Here is a 16,123-nt window from a genome sequence, read left to right as displayed (position 1 = left end):
CTTGTGCCCAAAAGCAATGGCCCCAAAAATTATTTTATAATTTTAATAATATTTATTATCTCTAAAGGGAGGATTGGACAATTTGTGCGATGGATGTGAAAAAAAGCTGGAAAACAGCTTTGAAGACAAAACAGTTGATCTAGGCATGTTGGATCCAATATTAGATGAATTCAAGGGACAAACCGGAAGCGTTATAAGTATCTTGCAGAAAACTCAGGACGTTTACGGTTTCTTGCCGTTGGATGCCTTAAAGTATATTGCAGATAAAACCGGCAATAAAAGGGCAAAAATATATGGTATTGCAACATTTTATGCCCAATTCAGGCTTGACCCCGTTGGAAAATATGTTATTCTTCAATGCCAGGGTACCGCCTGTCACGTAAATGGTTCAAAGGAAGTAAGCTATGCCATTTGTGATGAGTTAAATATAAATCCCGGTGGCACGACCGAAGACAACATGTTTACTGTCGAAGACGTTGCATGTCTTGGCTGCTGCAGCCTTGCACCTGTAATAATGATTAATGGTGAAGCATATGGAAAATTGACTCCGGATAGCGCCAGGAAGATTATAAAGGACATATATAACAAAGAAAAAGAAGGTGCTGTATCATGAAGATTAAGGTAGGTTTAGGCAGCTGCGGTATCGCCTCAGGCGGTAAAAAGGTATTGGATAAATTGGAGCAGGAGCTTACAGGCAATAATCTTAATATAGAAGTTGAAGCAACAGGCTGCGTGGGAATATGCTTTTATGAGCCTCTGGTAGATGTAATAGACGGTGAAAACACATACACATACGGAAATGTTACACCGGAAATCGTAAGCGAGATAGTTGAAGGCCATCTTGTAAAAGGTGAACCTGTTGAAAAGTATATAGTGTCCAGTACATTAAAACCCCTTCCCATTTTTAAGAACCAGGTGAGAATTGCTCTTAAAAACTGCGGAAAAATCAATCCCGAAAGCCTTGATGATTATCTTGCAACCGGCGGTTACGGTGCCCTTTCAAAGGTTATCAAAGAAATGACTCCTGAAACTGTTATAGAAGAGATTAAGATATCAGGCTTGAGAGGAAGAGGGGGAGCCGGCTTCCCGACATGGTTCAAATGGGATGCTGCCCGCAAATCAAGGGGCGACGTTAAATACATGGTATGTAACGCCGACGAAGGAGACCCGGGTGCATTCATGGACAGATCTGTATTGGAGGGAGACCCTCATGCAGTTCTTGAAGGAATGGCAATAGCAGGTTACTCAATTGGCGCTAAAGAAGGCATTATATACTGTCGCGCCGAGTATCCCCTTGCTATCGAAAGATTGGAAAATGCAATAGCTGATGCCAAGGAAAGAAATTACCTTGGAAAAGGAATAATGGGTACTAAATTTGATTTTGATATCAAGATTAAAAAAGGTGCCGGAGCCTTCGTTTGCGGTGAGGAAACAGCTCTTATTGCATCACTTGAAGGTGAAAGGGGTATGCCAAGGTTGAAGCCTCCATTCCCTGCACAGTCAGGCTATTGGGGTAAACCTACTAATATAAATAACGTTGAAACCTTTGCAAACGTAGCATGGATTATACAAAACGGCGGAGCCGCTTTTGCAGCTATGGGTACAGACAAGAGCAAAGGAACAAAGGTTTTCGCCCTTGCGGGAAAAATCAAAAACGGCGGTTTGGTTGAAGTCCCCATGGGTATGCCCCTTAGAGAGGTTATATTCGATATCGGCGGCGGAATCAAAAAGGACAAGCAATTTAAAGCTGTTCAGATGGGAGGACCTTCGGGCGGATGTATCCCTGCAGCCCTTCTTGATACAACAGTTGACTATGAGTCAATAAACAAGACAGGAGCCATAATGGGTTCCGGCGGTATGATAGTCATGGACGAAGATACCTGTATGGTTGATATGGCCAGGTTCTTCTTGGACTTTACCTGCAAAGAATCCTGCGGAAAATGTACCTACTGCAGAATTGGTACGAAGAGAATGCTTGAAATATTAGAGAGGATTACTCAAGGAGAAGGCAGAGAAGAGGATATCGCCGAATTGGAAGAACTGGCTGTAAGCGTAAAAGACGGTTCTTTATGCGGACTTGGACAGACTGCTCCTAATCCTGTATTGACTACTTTAAAGTATTTTAAGGATGAATATTTGGCTCACATCATAGATAAGAAATGCCCGGCAAAATCATGTAAGGCGCTTCTCACATACAGCATCCTTGATACAAAATGCGTTGGATGTACATTGTGTGCAAGAAAGTGTCCTACAAGCGCTATTTCTGGGGAAACTAAGAAGCCCCATAGCATCGACCAGTCAAAATGCATCAAATGCGGTAACTGCTTCAGCGTATGCCGCTTTGGCGCAGTACAGATGGATTAAGGAGGGGAAAAGGGCATGTCAGTGATTAGAATTAATATAAATGACAGGGAAATAACTACAAGCGATGACAGATATCTTCTTGATATTGCGCTTGAAAACGGTATAGAAATACCTCATCTTTGCCATGACGAGCGAATCAAGCCTTATGGTGCTTGCGGTATGTGCGTGGTAGAGATTGAAGGAAGCCCGAAACTGCAGAGAGCATGTGCTACCCTTGCAGCAGACGGTATGGTAATAAAGACCCACACAAAGAGAACCGACTCAACCCGTAAAAGTGCATTAAGGCTTTTATTATCAGACCACAGGGGAGACTGCCGTCCTCCTTGCGTTCAAGCTTGTCCTGCAAACACAGATTGCCAGGGCTATGTAGGACTTATTGCAAACGGACAGTACAGGGAATCCGTTGAGCTTATAAAAGAACAGCTTCCTTTCCCGGCAAGTATCGGAAGAGTATGCCCCCATCCATGTGAAAAGGCATGCAGAAGACACCTAGTGGAAGAGCCCGTTTCAATAGCTGCCCTTAAGGCTTTTGTCGGTGATATAGACCTTCAGGGCGAAGGCTTCATTCCTGAAGTAGGCAAGGAAACAGGCAAGAAGGTTGCCGTTGTAGGCGCAGGTCCTGCAGGATTAACAGCAGCCAGCTTTTTAAGGCGTTTCGGCCATGAAGTTGTAATATACGAAGCAATGCCGGCTCCCGGCGGTATGTTAAGGTACGGTATTCCTCAATACAGGCTTCCGAAGGATATACTGGATGCGGAAATCAACCTTATCGAAAGAATGGGAGTAGAAATAAAATACAATACCAAGGTAGGAACAGATGTAACTATCGATTTCTTAAAGAAGCATTATGATGCGGTATTCCTTGGAATCGGTGCATGGGAAAGCTCCAGCTTAAGATGCAAAGGCGAGGACATGGAAGGCGTTTTAGGCGGTATCGACTTTTTAAGAGAAGTTACCATGAACAATAAAGTAACTATTGGCAAGAAGGTATTGGTAGTAGGCGGCGGTAACACTGCCATGGACGTTGCCAGAACAGCCGTAAGGTTGGGTGCCGAAGAAGTATCCGTATTATACAGGCGTACCCGTGAAGAAATGCCTGCTGAAGATATAGAAATAGAAGAAGCTGAAGAAGAAGGCGTTATATTCAATTTCCTTGTTGCTCCAGTAGAAGTTGTAGGTGACGGAACAAAAGCAACAGGAATAAGATGTGAAAAAATGCGCCTGGGCGAAGCGGATGCATCAGGAAGACGCAAGCCCGAACCAACAGGAGAAGAAATAGTCTTCGAAGCAGATACCATCATAGCTGCCATAGGACAACAGGTAAATGCAAGAAACATCGAAGGACTAAATGTTGGCAGGAGCGGAAATATAACAATAGATGAAAGCACATTTGAAACAAATATCCCCGGAGTATTTGCCGGCGGAGACGCAGCAACCGGTCCTAAGATTGCAATAGCAGCAATAGCTCAGGGCAAGGATGCAGCTGTTGTTATAGACAGCTACCTCAATGGTAAAATCGTACCTGTTCACAAGCCTAACTATGTAAAACAGGATGATATAACCTCCGAGGATTTTGCAGACCGTGAAAAGTGTGCAAGGGTTAAAATCAAGACTGTGGACAGCGGCCTAAGAAGGACTAACTTCACACAGGTTGCATACACAATGACTGAAGAAGAAGCAAGAAAAGAAGCTTCACGTTGCTTAGAATGCGGATGCCGTGACTTCTTTGAATGCCAGCTTATAAACTACGTCCATGAATATGATGTCAACACTGACGAAAAAATGGGCGAAAAGCATAAGAGAAAAGAAATTGATGAACATCCATTTATCGAACGCAACTCAGACAAATGTATACTTTGCGGATTGTGCGTAAGGGCATGTGACGAAGTTATGGGCGTTACTGCATTAGGTTTGGTAAGCCGTGGCTTTGACACAATAGTTAAGCCGGAATTTAAAATGCCTCTTTCTGAATCAGAATGTATATCCTGCGGACAGTGCGTATCCGTGTGCCCCGTTGGTGCTTGCATGGAAAAACAGGCAGTTTACAAACAAATTCCTGTTAAGCTTGAAGATACAAATACAGTGTGCAGCTTCTGCGGCGTAGGATGTAATCTTACACTTCAGACAAATGGCAATTTCGTATACAGGTCCGTACCGAACAAGGGTATTGAAGAAGGCTTATTGTGCGCAGCCGGAAGATTTGGAATTACTCATATAAATGATGTAGACAGGCTCAAAAAGCCGGTTATAAGAATAAAAGGCCACAGCAGCGAAGCAGATTGGGATGAAGCAGTATTAAACCTAGTTAAGAAGCTTCAGGCTGTAAGGGCTAAATACGGTGATGACAGCATAGCATTTGCAGTATCACCAAGGCTTACAAACGAAGAAGTCATGGTAGTTAAAAAGGCTGCTGAAAAGCTTGGAACAAGCATTATAGGTTCTTTCTCCTTGAATTCCCAGTCAGGATTAAAGGATATATTCGGTTACGATGCATCAACTAACAGCTATGAGGAGCTTAAAAATGCAGACCTCATACTCTCAGTTGGTAAAGTGGCTGAAAATCATCCGGTTTTGGGAATAAAGGTTAAGAATGCAGCAGCAGGCAAAGCTAAGCTTATTACAGTTAGCGAAGGCAGAACCCGCATGGAAGAATGGGCTGATGTAAGCTTAAATACTTCCAATGGTGCAGACCTGTTAAAGGGAATTATGAAAGCGCTAATTGAAACTGGCGCTGTAAACGAAGCAGAAGTTTTAAAAACTGCTGTAGGATATGATGAGCTAAAAGCATTTGTTGCTGATGCGGTTGTATCTGAAGAAGCTAAGAATATAGCTAAACTTTACGGCGATTCCAAGAAACCTGTCATAGTTGTGGATGAAGATACTGTAACAGGCACAGGAATTGACCTTTTAGCTGACATCGCTGCTATAACAGGCAAGGTAGGCAAGCCTCACAGAGGAATAATAGTTGTAAGGTCCAAGAGCAACAGCCAGGGATTGGCAGATTTAGGTGTTGATAAATCAGGCGAAGAACTGATGGAATTAATCGCTGAAAAGAAGGTTAAGGCCCTCGTATTGCTGGGTGAAGACTTAGCCGGCGACGATAACACATTGAATCAGCTAAAAGACATTGAATTCCTTGCAGTAGGAGATATGTTCATGACTGTGACTGCAGCTATGGCAGATGCAGTGCTTCCTTTGGTAAGCTTTGCAGAAACCAATGGTACAATAACAAGAAGTGACAGGAAGGTTCAGGAGCTTAAAGCTGCTGTTAAATCACACACAGGCAAGACAAACCTTGAACTGTTCCTTGAAATTGCAGGACTTTTAGGTGTTAACTTAAAAACTGCAAGGGATGTCAAGGCTGCGATTGCCCTTGAAGTTCCGGGATATGAAAAGCTGACTGAAGATACAGATTTCTACACAGCTGACAAACAGTCCCTTTACTCCGAAGGTTTCATGACAACTGATGAAAAGATACACTTATCAGTTCCATGTGCATGCTGCGCAACAGAAATATTCAAAGATAGAGTAGTTTACGATACAATAGACAAGCAGTTCTTAAACTACATGAAAGAAAAAGGAATAGCAAGATAAATATAAATGCAAGGCCAAAGGCAGACAGCAAAATTTTGCTGTCTGCCTTTTTTGAGGAGCAACTTAAGCAGCTGCTGGGCTTAAACGCTTTTCATTATGCCATTATCACATAAACAAAGCTTTATCAGCACCCAGAGCGCCGATTACTATATTTTGCAAAGCCTCCATATAGCATTCCTGTGCCTCTGAAGTTTCCATATAGTCATTATAATAGGCACTGCTCGATACCCCTACAATGGCACGGATTAATATATCTGCCGTTTCCAGCGGGTGCTTTACGTGGAATACCTCCTCATTGACGCCTTGTTTTATAATTTCTGCGAATAGAGGAACTATTTTTTGTGAGGATGACACGATATATTTATATTGGAAAATATCTGACTGCATGAGTTTAGCCAGAAGTCCGGCATATTCCAGCTTTGAGGATTGGAACTTGTTTTTTTGCTTGTTAAACAATTTGAATTTTTCAACGGCGTTAAGCTTCGGGTTGTCTACTGCAGGCTTTAAAAAATTGACCGCGTCATCCATCAGCCTTTCGATGCTTGAGCATAATATATCCTCTTTTGATTTAAAGTAATGATAAAATCCGCCTTTGGATATGCCGGATGCACTTAATATATCCTCAATACTTGTTTGCTCATATCCCTTCTCAATAAAAAGCTTCTCAGCTATATCCAGTAACTCCAGTTTCTTTTTTTCATGGTTTGTATTCGGTCTTGCCATATCATTCTCCTACACTTTTTCCGCAACGCATATTCTTTCAATGGGTGTTGTCTTCAATGTTCTGCCAGTTGGCTTAATATAGCTATCCGCAAGGTCAGCAGAGCTTTTATCTTCAATCAGCCGCCAACCATATTTTTCAAGGACTGACGGCAATTCGTCCGGATTTATGCCATAGACCCAGATTTTATCCTTCAGAACATACTTCTCGTAAGCTTTTTCCCAATCATACATGACCTTGCCTTGAATAAAATCCTTTAATACATAGGTGAAGGCCAGCTTGCTGCCCGCCTCGGCATTGGAAAGGAAGTCAAAAACTGATTCGATACCTTCCTGTGTAAGATATTGGGTTACTCCTTCCCATATAAAAAAGGTCATAGCATTTTTAGGATAGCCCTTTGAAGATAAAACATCCGCTATACTATCATGGTCAAAATCGATTGGGGTGAGAAACAGGTTTTTTGGGAATACAGTCAGAGCTTTTGCAATCTGAGAACCCTTAGAGGAAATAATAGCGCTCTGATCAAGTTCCCATACAGGGATGTTCTTGAGCTCGGGAATGCGGAAAAACCGGGAGTCGGCTCCAGCACCTAAATTTACTACTGCTGACATGTTTGGAACAGAGTCACGCAGTTTTTCATCAATATAGCGTTTACGAATCAGCATACCGGCCCACATTCCCGGTATATCACGCTCACTTCCTTTTATCATCCATTGACGCATTTTCGGAAAACGCATCAGTGAGACAAAAGTCCTAAGACCCGGCGATAACATTTTTATGGCAAAATCGTCATTGATTACTCGTTGTTCCTCGCTGTAATACTGTTCGGCAGCAATCAAAAAAGTCGGTCCTGCGCCGGTTTTTGCTGCTCCTTCAGACATAAAATCACTCCATTTCTTAAATAAATAAACCGACTGCGGTTTAATAATAATTATAATGCTTTTATTGCATTCTGTCATTATCTTATTGTCTTTCTTTTCAATCCTCTGCATGTTACAGGATGTCATTTGCAGCTTGGTATACCATCGCTTCAAATTACGAAAAATATATGCTATGGTTTTAATAGAAACCCATTATAAATGGGAGAAAGATGGTGTAGGCAGTGAAAATCCGTGTAGAGCATGGCGAATTCCCGGAAAATGAAATCATACTGCGCTGTAAAGAGTTAGATGAAGAAATAATGGAAATATTGGCCCTTTTGCGGGAGCGCTCAGCAAAAATCGCGTGTTTTAAAGATGGAGAGACTCACTTTTCTGCTGCTGACGGATATTTTTATGCTGAAGCGGTGGATGGGAAAGACCTTTCTTTATGCCACCGACTCAGTATTTGAAACCCACCACAGCCATTGAAATACGGCTGTACCACAATGTTTATCCCTCATACCGCAGACCAGCCCTTATGGGATAGGCTTATGAACCGGTTGGGCGCCGGACAGAGAGGCATTGGGTAAACAAACTGTCAGGACAAAACCTTGAACCAAAAATCCTGGATGTATATAATAACGAAATTTATAAAAAAAATACACTCCGCTTATCAGAAAAAATAAGGGGTTAAGATTTCAGTAATGCTTTGTACCAAGCAATTATCACATAAATTAATGGGGGACTATATATCCTGCAATAAAAAGCAGGTTATGTATACAACATAACCTGTTTTGCTTCCTTGGAACCGCCATTGCAATAGCTGGTTAAAAAATATAATGAGGTATTTATTTTTTAACTGATTTTAATGTAAGCACATATTCGGGATCTAAGAATTTATCCTTTTCTGCCTTTAAATCTAATGCAAATTGCTGATAATTCTGGGATGCCGACTGATAAACCATATTTGCGTCATTATATAATCGGTTTATATCTTCCTCGTTTCTAACCTGGGTTACAGCCTGTGAAGGCTCAGAACCCCTTGTGGCCGGACCTTGATATCCGTTAGGATCAGGTATACCCATCTCATCATATATATTTGTTTCCATGTCCGTGCCGCCTGCATCTATATCCCGCTCATCACCGGGTTTGACCGAATTAAAGTTCATTTCTGTAACGGCCGCATATCTTAACTTAGAATAATAATCCAGCATTTCATCTAAAATTGGACTAAATCTGGCATTAATGGATTTCAGTTCTGTAGGAACGGTCTGTTTTATATAATTTTCCTTAACGGTATTTATAATGCCCTCGCTTGCATCTATTTTTTCAAACAGTGCGTCCCAGGGTTCCTGGTTGTTTCTTATGGAAATAAGTATCTGATTGAAATCAGCCGCTGCCGTATCATAGGTGGAAAACAGCATGGCCATGCTATCAAAATACTCTGTAAAAGAAGCAATCAAAGCAGATACCTGTGCATATTGGGCTTGCTTTTGCGCCACCCAGGGCTGGAGCCTTGAAGATAAGCTCAAAATCTCATTGGGCAAGGTAAAGCTTAAATCTTCGGTTTCTACAGTGGCGTAATTGTTCATGCATTCGTCGATATATTCCGACAGCTGGTCCATACTTTCCTGTACATCAGCGCTTGCCGGGTTTTTTAAAATGGCCTCCAGCTGGTCGTATACCTGTTTGTTTATCCTTATGGCATCCCCTAAAGATGCATGAGACTGCGCATAAACCGAAGGCGCTGAAATCTTATCATAGCTTTTGGCTATAGTATTTAAAGCATTCCGGGCTGCCGGAGTTTCTTTAAGTATATCCGTAATCAAAAGTGTTTCGGTATCAGCCTTTATGGCTGCCGCTACTTTATCGTTGGCTTCTTTTACCTCCTGGTGAAGCTGCGAAATGGAGCTTATATATTCATCGCTGGATGAACCCATAGACCGTTGATAAGCAAAATATGCCGCAAAAATACCTGCTCCTGCGAGGATTACTGCAATCAAAAGCCCAAAAATAAGGGCCTTTGCTCCTCTGCCTTTTTTAACTTTCTCTTCTTCATAATATTCTTCTTCTGTCCCTGAAGCTGTTTCCTCATAAGCTTTTACTTTTTCCTTAATTTTATCCGGCTCATTATCTATAGTCCTTAATTTTGCCGGCCCCTTGATAAAATCCGGGGTAGGGTGTTTCGTTTCATTTATCTTTTGAATGTATGTAGTTTCATCATTTTCAAAAGAGTATTTATTCTTTCCTGCTATTGTCATGGACCTGCCACAATTAGGGCAGAAGGTGTAGTGTGGATCAAGTTTCTGCCCGCATTTTTTGCAGTTCATAATAGTCACCTGCCTAAATACGTATTTGAAACACATAAATTTTTTTACAAGTTTAATTATAAACCAGAACTGTCATATTATCTAGGAAATTATATACAAAATCCTTCAATAAATTAATTATAAAATATTGTAAATAGCCCTTTTTCGACTATATTAAGTCACTGCTCATATAATATTAATCAAAAAACTATATGCATTTATACTACAGTACTTAAAATTGGTGTATAATTATAGATATGTGTTAGATTTATTGAAATTCAAAGCCTAGAGCATAATTTTAAGAGGTGGTTTAGCTGATGTTTGAGACATACATAGCAAGTCTTTTAAGCTTGCTTAAGCATATTACCATAATCAATATTATCGATATTTTAATCGTAAGTTATATTTTTTATAAGCTCTTCATGCTTATCAGCCGGACAAGAGCGGAGACTCTTATAAAAGGACTTATTCTTATTTTGGTTATCATGAAGGTCAGTGAATTTGCAGGGCTTATTACCCTTTACTGGATTATTCAAAATACTATCACAGTAGGATTTATGGCACTTATAATAATTTTTCAGCCTGAATTGAGGCGTGCTCTTGAGTACTTTGGCAGAAGCCGGTTCCTTTCTAAAACACTGGAATTCAACGATGAGGAGCTTAACAGCTTTATGACCCACATAGTAGAGGCTGTAATCAATCTCTCAAGCGAAAAGACGGGAGCTTTGATTGTAATTGAGCAGGAGACGGGCTTAAACGACTATATTGAAAGCGGAGTTAAGCTGGATGCAGTAATTTCTGCACAGCTTTTGGAAAACATATTCGTCGAAAATACTCCTCTCCATGACGGCGCCGTAATTATAAGAAACAACAGGATTGCATCTGCAGCCTCTTTTCTTCCCCTGACAGAAAATTATAATCATAACAAGCAAATGGGGACAAGACATAGGGCTGCCCTCGGCATATCCGAAAATTCCGATGCCATTGTAATTATAGTGTCAGAGGAAACAGGCAATATTTCCCTTGCCATTAACGGTAAGCTGACAAAAAATTACAACGCTGAAAGGCTGAAGGATATACTCATAAGAATAATGAAGCACAGAATGTCTAAGCGGTCTATGACTTTATGGGGGAGGGCTAAGGCGTGGATAAGACAAAAACAAGGGATATAACTGTCAGGGTTTTTGCTGTATTGATTGCATTCGTATTATGGATATATGTGGCAGCTGATGATAATCCCGAAATGTCAGTTGAAATACCGCAGATTCCCGTGAAGCTTACAAATATTGAAACCCTTCAGCAGCAGGGACTGATTTTAATCGGAAACCCTAACGATTATACAATTAAAATTCCCGTCAAGGGAAGAAGCCAGGATATACGCCAGATAAGGGCCCAGGATTTTATTGTGGAAGCTAATTTAGGTATAGGGTCCAGGTTTAAGGGCGAAAACAATATTCTGGTTGAAATAAAGGATAAGCCAGGCGGAGTTCAAATTTCCAACCAGTCCATATATATAAAGGTGGAATTGGATGAGCTGGTGGAAAAAAGCCTTCCTGTAACATTAAGCTTGCAGGGAAATTTGAAGGAAGGCTATGCCAGGCTTAATGAGAGTATAAAGCCTGCTCAGGCTATCATAAGAGGAGCTGCCAGGTATATCGGCAGAGTAAATTCCGTTGTGGCTAAGCTTGACATAAATGATGCAGTTTCGGATATTCAAACCTCTCTTCCGTTACAGGTACTGGACAAGGATGGAAAGGTCGTAGGCGAAGTGGAATGTATTCCAAGGACCGTTGATGTTACTGTTCCCATAAGAAAATCCAAGGTAGTACCTATTAATATAAGATTAACCGGAAGGCTTCCAGAAGGTGTATTTTTAATAGATACGGTATCAGACCCGGCAAATGTTACCATAACCGGTGAGGAAGATATAGTAAACAGCATCACAGCTATTGATACGGCACCTATAAATTTTGATGATATAAACTCATCTGTTACAAGGCAGGTAAACATCAATATACCTGAAGGGGCAATGGTAATTGAGAACATACAGGCTGTAAACGTACATGTAAACGTAGAGAAGACCATAAACAAAACCTATAATGTGCCCATGGAATATTTTAATCTGCCTGGAGGGTTAACGGCTGACTTTTTGACAAATACTATAACCATGACATTGTCGGGAAGAGAGAGCATTATAAACCGGACTGCGGCATCAGACATAACTGCAAAGCTGGATTTGGTAGGCATTCCCACAGAAGACGGGGAATATGAATTCAGCCCTCAGCTAAACTTCCCCGAAGAGCTTGTGTTAAGGGAAGTAAACCCTCAAAGGGTAAAGGTTAGAATTACGAAAGAGCAGGGATAGTATGACTATCAGGATAAATAATTTAAGGCTTGATCTGGAGCAGAATATTGAAGAATTAAAGCCCTTAGCCTGTAAAAAATTGAAGGTCAAAAAAAACGATATAAAGGATTTTAAGATAACAAAGGAATCGGTGGATGCAAGGCGTAAAGGCAAAATAGATTTTATATATTCCGTAGAGCTTGTTTTAGACACTGATGAAGAGTCCTATGTAAAGAAGTTGAATGACAGCGATGTTGCATATGAAGAAAGTAAAATTAAGGATGATTTTATACCGGGGGATAAATTATTAAATAATCGCCCCTGTATAGTCGGCAGCGGTCCCGCAGGGCTCTTTGCAGCCTTGAATCTGGCACAAAAAGGATATAGGCCTATAGTCTTTGAAAGAGGCAAAAACGTGGACGAAAGGTCAAACACCGTTCAGAAATTCTGGAGGACGGGGAATTTTGATCCCGAATGCAACGTCCAGTTCGGAGAGGGAGGCGCCGGCACCTTTTCCGACGGAAAGCTGACCACAAGGATAAAGGACAAAAGGTCTTCAATTGTGGTAGAAGAGCTTGTAAAGTACGGAGCGCCAACCGATATAGTATATAACTACAAGCCCCACATAGGCACCGATATATTAAGGAATGTAATTAAAAATATAAGAAATGAAATTATACGTTTAGGCGGAGAGATACATTTTTCTTCCCGCTTGACGGATATAAACATTGAAAACGGCATATTAAAATCCATAAGAATAAACAATAGCACACATATGGACTGTCAGGTCTTAATCCTGGCCATAGGCCACAGCGCAAGGGATACCATTGAGATGATGAACAAAAGGGGAATTAAACTGAGCCCCAAGCCCTTAGCCGTAGGATTTCGCGTGGAACACAAGCAGTCTATGATTGATACGGCTCAGTACGGAAAATTTGCCAGCCACCCGAAATTAAGAGCGGCAGATTATAAGCTCACATACCACAGCAGCAAATTCGAGCGGGGATGCTACAGCTTCTGCATGTGCCCCGGCGGAATTGTGGTGGCTGCGGCCTCCGAGGAAGGAAGGCTGGTAACAAACGGTATGAGCGAGCATGCAAGAGATAAGGAGAATGCCAACAGCGCCCTTGTATGCACCGTAAATGCAAGGGATTTTGCTTCGAAGGATGCTTTATCAGGCATACAATACCAGCGGAGACTGGAAGAGGCCGCTTATAAATTGGGGGGCGGGAATTTTGTGGCTCCCGTTCAGAGAATAGATGATTTTTTATATGACAGGAAAACAGTTAAATTAGGGACTGTAACCCCGTCATATACCAGAGGATACACATTGTCAAACCTGAATGATTGTATACCGGATGAAGTCTCAGCTGTTATAAAAGAAGCCTTAGCCAACTTTGACAGGAAGATAAAGGGCTTTGGAAGCGGAAGCGGAATACTTACAGGGGTGGAAACAAGGACATCATCGCCTGTAAGGATCGACAGGCATGATAACTGCCAGTCCGTTGAGGTAACCGGAATATATCCTGCAGGAGAAGGAGCGGGATATGCCGGCGGAATTGTCAGTGCTGCTGTAGACGGAATAAGGGTATCGGAAGAAATAATGAAAATATATGCCCCGTTTTAGGGGTATATTTTTTTATATACCAGGAAAGTTCTCTTTCCTGGTATATAAAAAACGAGGATTGAAAAGGGCGGGGCGTCCTTGCCGTCAAGGGGGGTACTTCCAAAGGGGAACACAGGTCCACCTTTAGGTAAGTTGCGTAGCAATTTTTTTGTTGCTTCTCAGCGAACAATAGTAGTAATATTTTGCTATTAAACTTTCAGACTATTGTAAAAGTTTTATAATAATTGTTAAAATAATATTGAAAGTATATTTATAAATTTTTTATACAAATTATCTGTAACAAGTAAAGATGAGGATGATTATATGAAACCACGAGAATACATACTTGCAGTTAACCCCGGTTCCACTTCCACAAAGGTTGCTTTATTTGCGGGAGAAACAAATATAAGACAAAAGAGTTTAAACCATTCCCCAGAGGAGATAAAAAAATTCGATAGGATTTCCGGCCAGTTTCAATTCAGGACGGGTATGGTATTGAACTGGCTTAGGGAAGAAGCAATAGAATTAGGCAGCCTTTCGGCAGTTGTCGGCCGTGGCGGCATATTAAGGCCTATGCCCGGCGGAACATATAAAGTAACGGATATAATGATTGAGGATTTAAAATCAGCTTCCAGAGAAGAGCATGCTTCAAATCTTGGTGCCATGATAGCTAAGGCAATTGCCGATAGAGAAGGCATCCCATCATTTATCGTTGATCCTGTTGCAGTAGACGAATTTGAAGATTTAGCAAGAATATCGGGAATGCGGGAAATTCCAAGAAGATCATTAGTACATGCATTGAATGTAAAGGCGGTATCCAGAAGAATTGCAAAGCAGTATAATAAGCGCCTTGAAGATATAAATTTAATAGTTGCACATTTAGGAGGTGGCATAACCATAGCGCCTGTAAGGGGCGGAAAAATAATAGATGCCAACGTGGCAAATGATATGGGGCCCTTTTCACCGGAAAGGGCAGGCGGCGTACCTGTCGGAGATTTAATAAGGCTGATTTTTTCAGGGAAATATAATCAAAAGGAAATAAAGAAAAAGACGGTTGGAGAGGCAGGCCTTGTCGCTTATCTTGGCACTAATGATGCGAGAGAAGTTGAAGACAGGATACGAAAAGGAGATGAGTATGCAAAAATAATCTATGAATCCATGTGTTACCAGGTATCAAAGGAAATAGGCTCCATGGCAGCCGTACTATACGGAAAGGTGGATGCCATTGTAGTTACAGGCGGGCTGGCGTATTCGGAATACTTTGTTAATTATATATCAAAAATGGTAAAATTCATAGCCCCGGTTGAAGTGGTGGCAGGAGAGGATGAGATGCTAGCGCTTGCACAAGGAGCAGCAAGAGTAATTAATGGCGAAGAAATCGCTAAAATATATGAGGATGAGGTGGAAATAAATGATTAAGAGTTTTGATGAGATATTAGCCGCAGTTAAAACCAACAAAACAAGAAGGATTGCAGTAGCCGTAGCTCAGGATGAGCCTGTCCTTGAAGCCATAAGGGATGCCAAAATTTCCGGCGTTGCCGATGCAGTTCTGGTGGGAGACAAGTCCCTTATAGAAGACATCTCAAAAAATATAGGATTAGAAACTAAAGATATTGAGATAATTCATGAACCTGATAATACCAAGGCCTCCAGAATGGCAGTATCGCTGGTATCACAAAAAAAAGCCGATATGGTCATGAAAGGCCTGGTGGATACCGCCACCTTTTTAAAGGCGGTCTTGGATAAGGAAATAGGTTTAAGGACAGGGAAGGTATTATCCAATGTTGCTGTTTTTGACATTCCCGCTCTTAACAGAATATTGATTTTAACCGATGCCGGTATGAACATTGCCCCGGATTTGATGGCCAAAAAACAGATGATTGAAAATGCCGTTTACATAGCTCACAAGATTGGCATAGAGCTTCCCAAGGTTGCGGCAATTTGTGCAGTTGAAACAGTTAATCTGGATATGCCGGCTACCATTGATGCGGCCATATTGTCAAAAATGAATGACAGGGGACAGATTAAAGGATGTATTGTGGACGGACCTCTAGCCGTTGATAACGCCATATCGGAAGAAGCCGCACGGCATAAGGGCATACACAGCCCGGTGGCAGGACATGCGGATATATTAATGGCGCCCAATATCGAAACCGGAAATGCCGTTTATAAGACCTTGAACTATACTACTGATTCCAAAGTGGGTTCTCTTGTAGCCGGCGCAGCTGCTCCTATTATTTTGACCAGCAGATCGGATAGCCCGGAGACCAAGCTTAATTCCATAATTTTAGCATCTGTAGCTGCATCGGCTGCAATTAAATAGGA

12 protein-coding genes are annotated in these 16,123 nt (G+C 41.5%); 9 read left to right on the top strand and 3 right to left on the bottom strand.

Going from position 1 to position 16,123, the window contains the following annotated elements; all coding sequences use genetic code 11:
- The first annotated feature begins 82 nt into the window (after positions 1-82).
- From nuoE to OXPF_RS00290, 3 genes are read left to right on the top strand one after another with little or no spacing between them, the layout of a single operon-like run.
- Positions 83-613 carry an NADH-quinone oxidoreductase subunit NuoE gene (nuoE, locus tag OXPF_RS00300; protein ID WP_423230547.1) on the top strand — a complete coding sequence of 177 codons (531 nt, stop codon included), beginning with the start codon at positions 83-85 and terminating at the stop codon, positions 611-613.
- Entirely contained in the window at positions 610-2,364 is a 1,755-nt protein-coding gene (locus tag OXPF_RS00295; protein WP_054873222.1) for an NADH-quinone oxidoreductase subunit NuoF, read from the top strand. The genes nuoE and OXPF_RS00295 overlap by 4 nt, the downstream gene beginning before the upstream one ends.
- 15 nt (positions 2,365-2,379) lie before the next feature.
- Positions 2,380-5,958, top strand: coding sequence for an NAD(P)-binding protein (locus OXPF_RS00290; RefSeq protein ID WP_242854281.1), 3,579 nt, complete (start codon positions 2,380-2,382; stop codon positions 5,956-5,958).
- A 105-nt stretch (positions 5,959-6,063) separates the two neighbouring features.
- Here OXPF_RS00290 and OXPF_RS00285 read toward each other — a convergent pair whose 3' ends face one another.
- Positions 6,064-6,681, bottom strand: a complete 618-nt coding sequence (locus OXPF_RS00285) for a TetR/AcrR family transcriptional regulator (RefSeq protein WP_054873221.1) — start codon at positions 6,679-6,681, stop codon at positions 6,064-6,066.
- Between the two features lie 9 nt (positions 6,682-6,690).
- A complete protein-coding gene (locus OXPF_RS00280) occupies positions 6,691-7,560 on the bottom strand; it encodes an SAM-dependent methyltransferase (RefSeq protein WP_054873246.1) in 870 nt (289 codons plus the stop codon).
- 221 nt (positions 7,561-7,781) lie between these two features.
- Between OXPF_RS00280 and OXPF_RS00275 the strand changes: the two genes are divergently transcribed.
- Positions 7,782-8,009: a hypothetical protein gene (locus OXPF_RS00275; RefSeq protein WP_054873220.1), complete on the top strand. Its 228-nt coding sequence runs from the start codon at positions 7,782-7,784 to the stop codon at positions 8,007-8,009.
- A gap of 378 nt (positions 8,010-8,387) precedes the next feature.
- Here the strand turns inward: OXPF_RS00275 and OXPF_RS00270 are convergent, their stop codons facing one another.
- The gene (locus OXPF_RS00270; RefSeq protein WP_054873219.1) at positions 8,388-9,869 is read right to left on the bottom strand and encodes a zinc-ribbon domain-containing protein; all 1,482 of its coding nucleotides are present in this window, start codon (positions 9,867-9,869) and stop codon (positions 8,388-8,390) included.
- 296 nt (positions 9,870-10,165) lie between these two features.
- On the opposite strand from OXPF_RS00270, the gene cdaA reads away from it, so the two are divergent.
- The 5 genes from cdaA to ptb all read left to right on the top strand — a co-directional run bounded on the left by cdaA (position 10,166) and on the right by ptb (position 16,121).
- Complete coding sequence (gene cdaA, locus OXPF_RS00265; RefSeq protein WP_054873218.1) at positions 10,166-11,020, top strand: diadenylate cyclase CdaA; 855 nt, start codon at positions 10,166-10,168, stop codon at positions 11,018-11,020.
- Complete coding sequence (locus OXPF_RS00260; RefSeq protein ID WP_054873217.1) at positions 10,993-12,213, top strand: CdaR family protein; 1,221 nt, start codon at positions 10,993-10,995, stop codon at positions 12,211-12,213. Before cdaA ends, OXPF_RS00260 begins: the two co-directional genes overlap by 28 nt.
- Before the next feature lies 1 nt (position 12,214).
- A complete protein-coding gene (locus tag OXPF_RS00255; RefSeq protein WP_054873216.1) occupies positions 12,215-13,819 on the top strand; it encodes an NAD(P)/FAD-dependent oxidoreductase in 1,605 nt (534 codons plus the stop codon).
- Between the two features lie 303 nt (positions 13,820-14,122).
- The gene (buk, locus tag OXPF_RS00250) at positions 14,123-15,217 is read left to right on the top strand and encodes a butyrate kinase (RefSeq protein ID WP_054873215.1); all 1,095 of its coding nucleotides are present in this window, start codon (positions 14,123-14,125) and stop codon (positions 15,215-15,217) included.
- On the top strand, positions 15,210-16,121 hold the full coding sequence (ptb, locus tag OXPF_RS00245; protein ID WP_054873214.1) for a phosphate butyryltransferase: 912 nt from the start codon (positions 15,210-15,212) through the stop codon (positions 16,119-16,121). The genes buk and ptb overlap by 8 nt, the downstream gene beginning before the upstream one ends.
- The last annotated feature ends 2 nt before the right edge of the window (positions 16,122-16,123 follow it).

This window comes from Oxobacter pfennigii (assembly GCF_001317355.1).
Taxonomy (GTDB): domain Bacteria; phylum Bacillota; class Clostridia; order Clostridiales; family Oxobacteraceae; genus Oxobacter; species Oxobacter pfennigii.
This window is presented reverse-complemented; position numbering and strand designations above follow the sequence as displayed.

Excerpts from the sequence above, each read along its gene's own strand:
- OXPF_RS00295 (WP_054873222.1), top strand. The coding sequence starts at position 610 with ATGAAGATTAAGGTAGGTTTAGGCAGCTGCGGTATCGCCTCAGGCGGT.
- OXPF_RS00290 (WP_242854281.1), top strand. The coding sequence starts at position 2,380 with ATGTCAGTGATTAGAATTAATATAAATGACAGGGAAATAACTACAAGC.
- OXPF_RS00285 (WP_054873221.1), bottom strand. The coding sequence starts at position 6,681 with ATGGCAAGACCGAATACAAACCATGAAAAAAAGAAACTGGAGTTACTG.
- OXPF_RS00280 (WP_054873246.1), bottom strand. The coding sequence starts at position 7,560 with ATGTCTGAAGGAGCAGCAAAAACCGGCGCAGGACCGACTTTTTTGATT.
- OXPF_RS00270 (WP_054873219.1), bottom strand. The coding sequence starts at position 9,869 with ATGAACTGCAAAAAATGCGGGCAGAAACTTGATCCACACTACACCTTC.
- cdaA (WP_054873218.1), top strand. The coding sequence starts at position 10,166 with ATGTTTGAGACATACATAGCAAGTCTTTTAAGCTTGCTTAAGCATATT.
- OXPF_RS00255 (WP_054873216.1), top strand. The coding sequence starts at position 12,215 with ATGACTATCAGGATAAATAATTTAAGGCTTGATCTGGAGCAGAATATT.
- buk (WP_054873215.1), top strand. The coding sequence starts at position 14,123 with ATGAAACCACGAGAATACATACTTGCAGTTAACCCCGGTTCCACTTCC.
- ptb (WP_054873214.1), top strand. The coding sequence starts at position 15,210 with ATGATTAAGAGTTTTGATGAGATATTAGCCGCAGTTAAAACCAACAAA.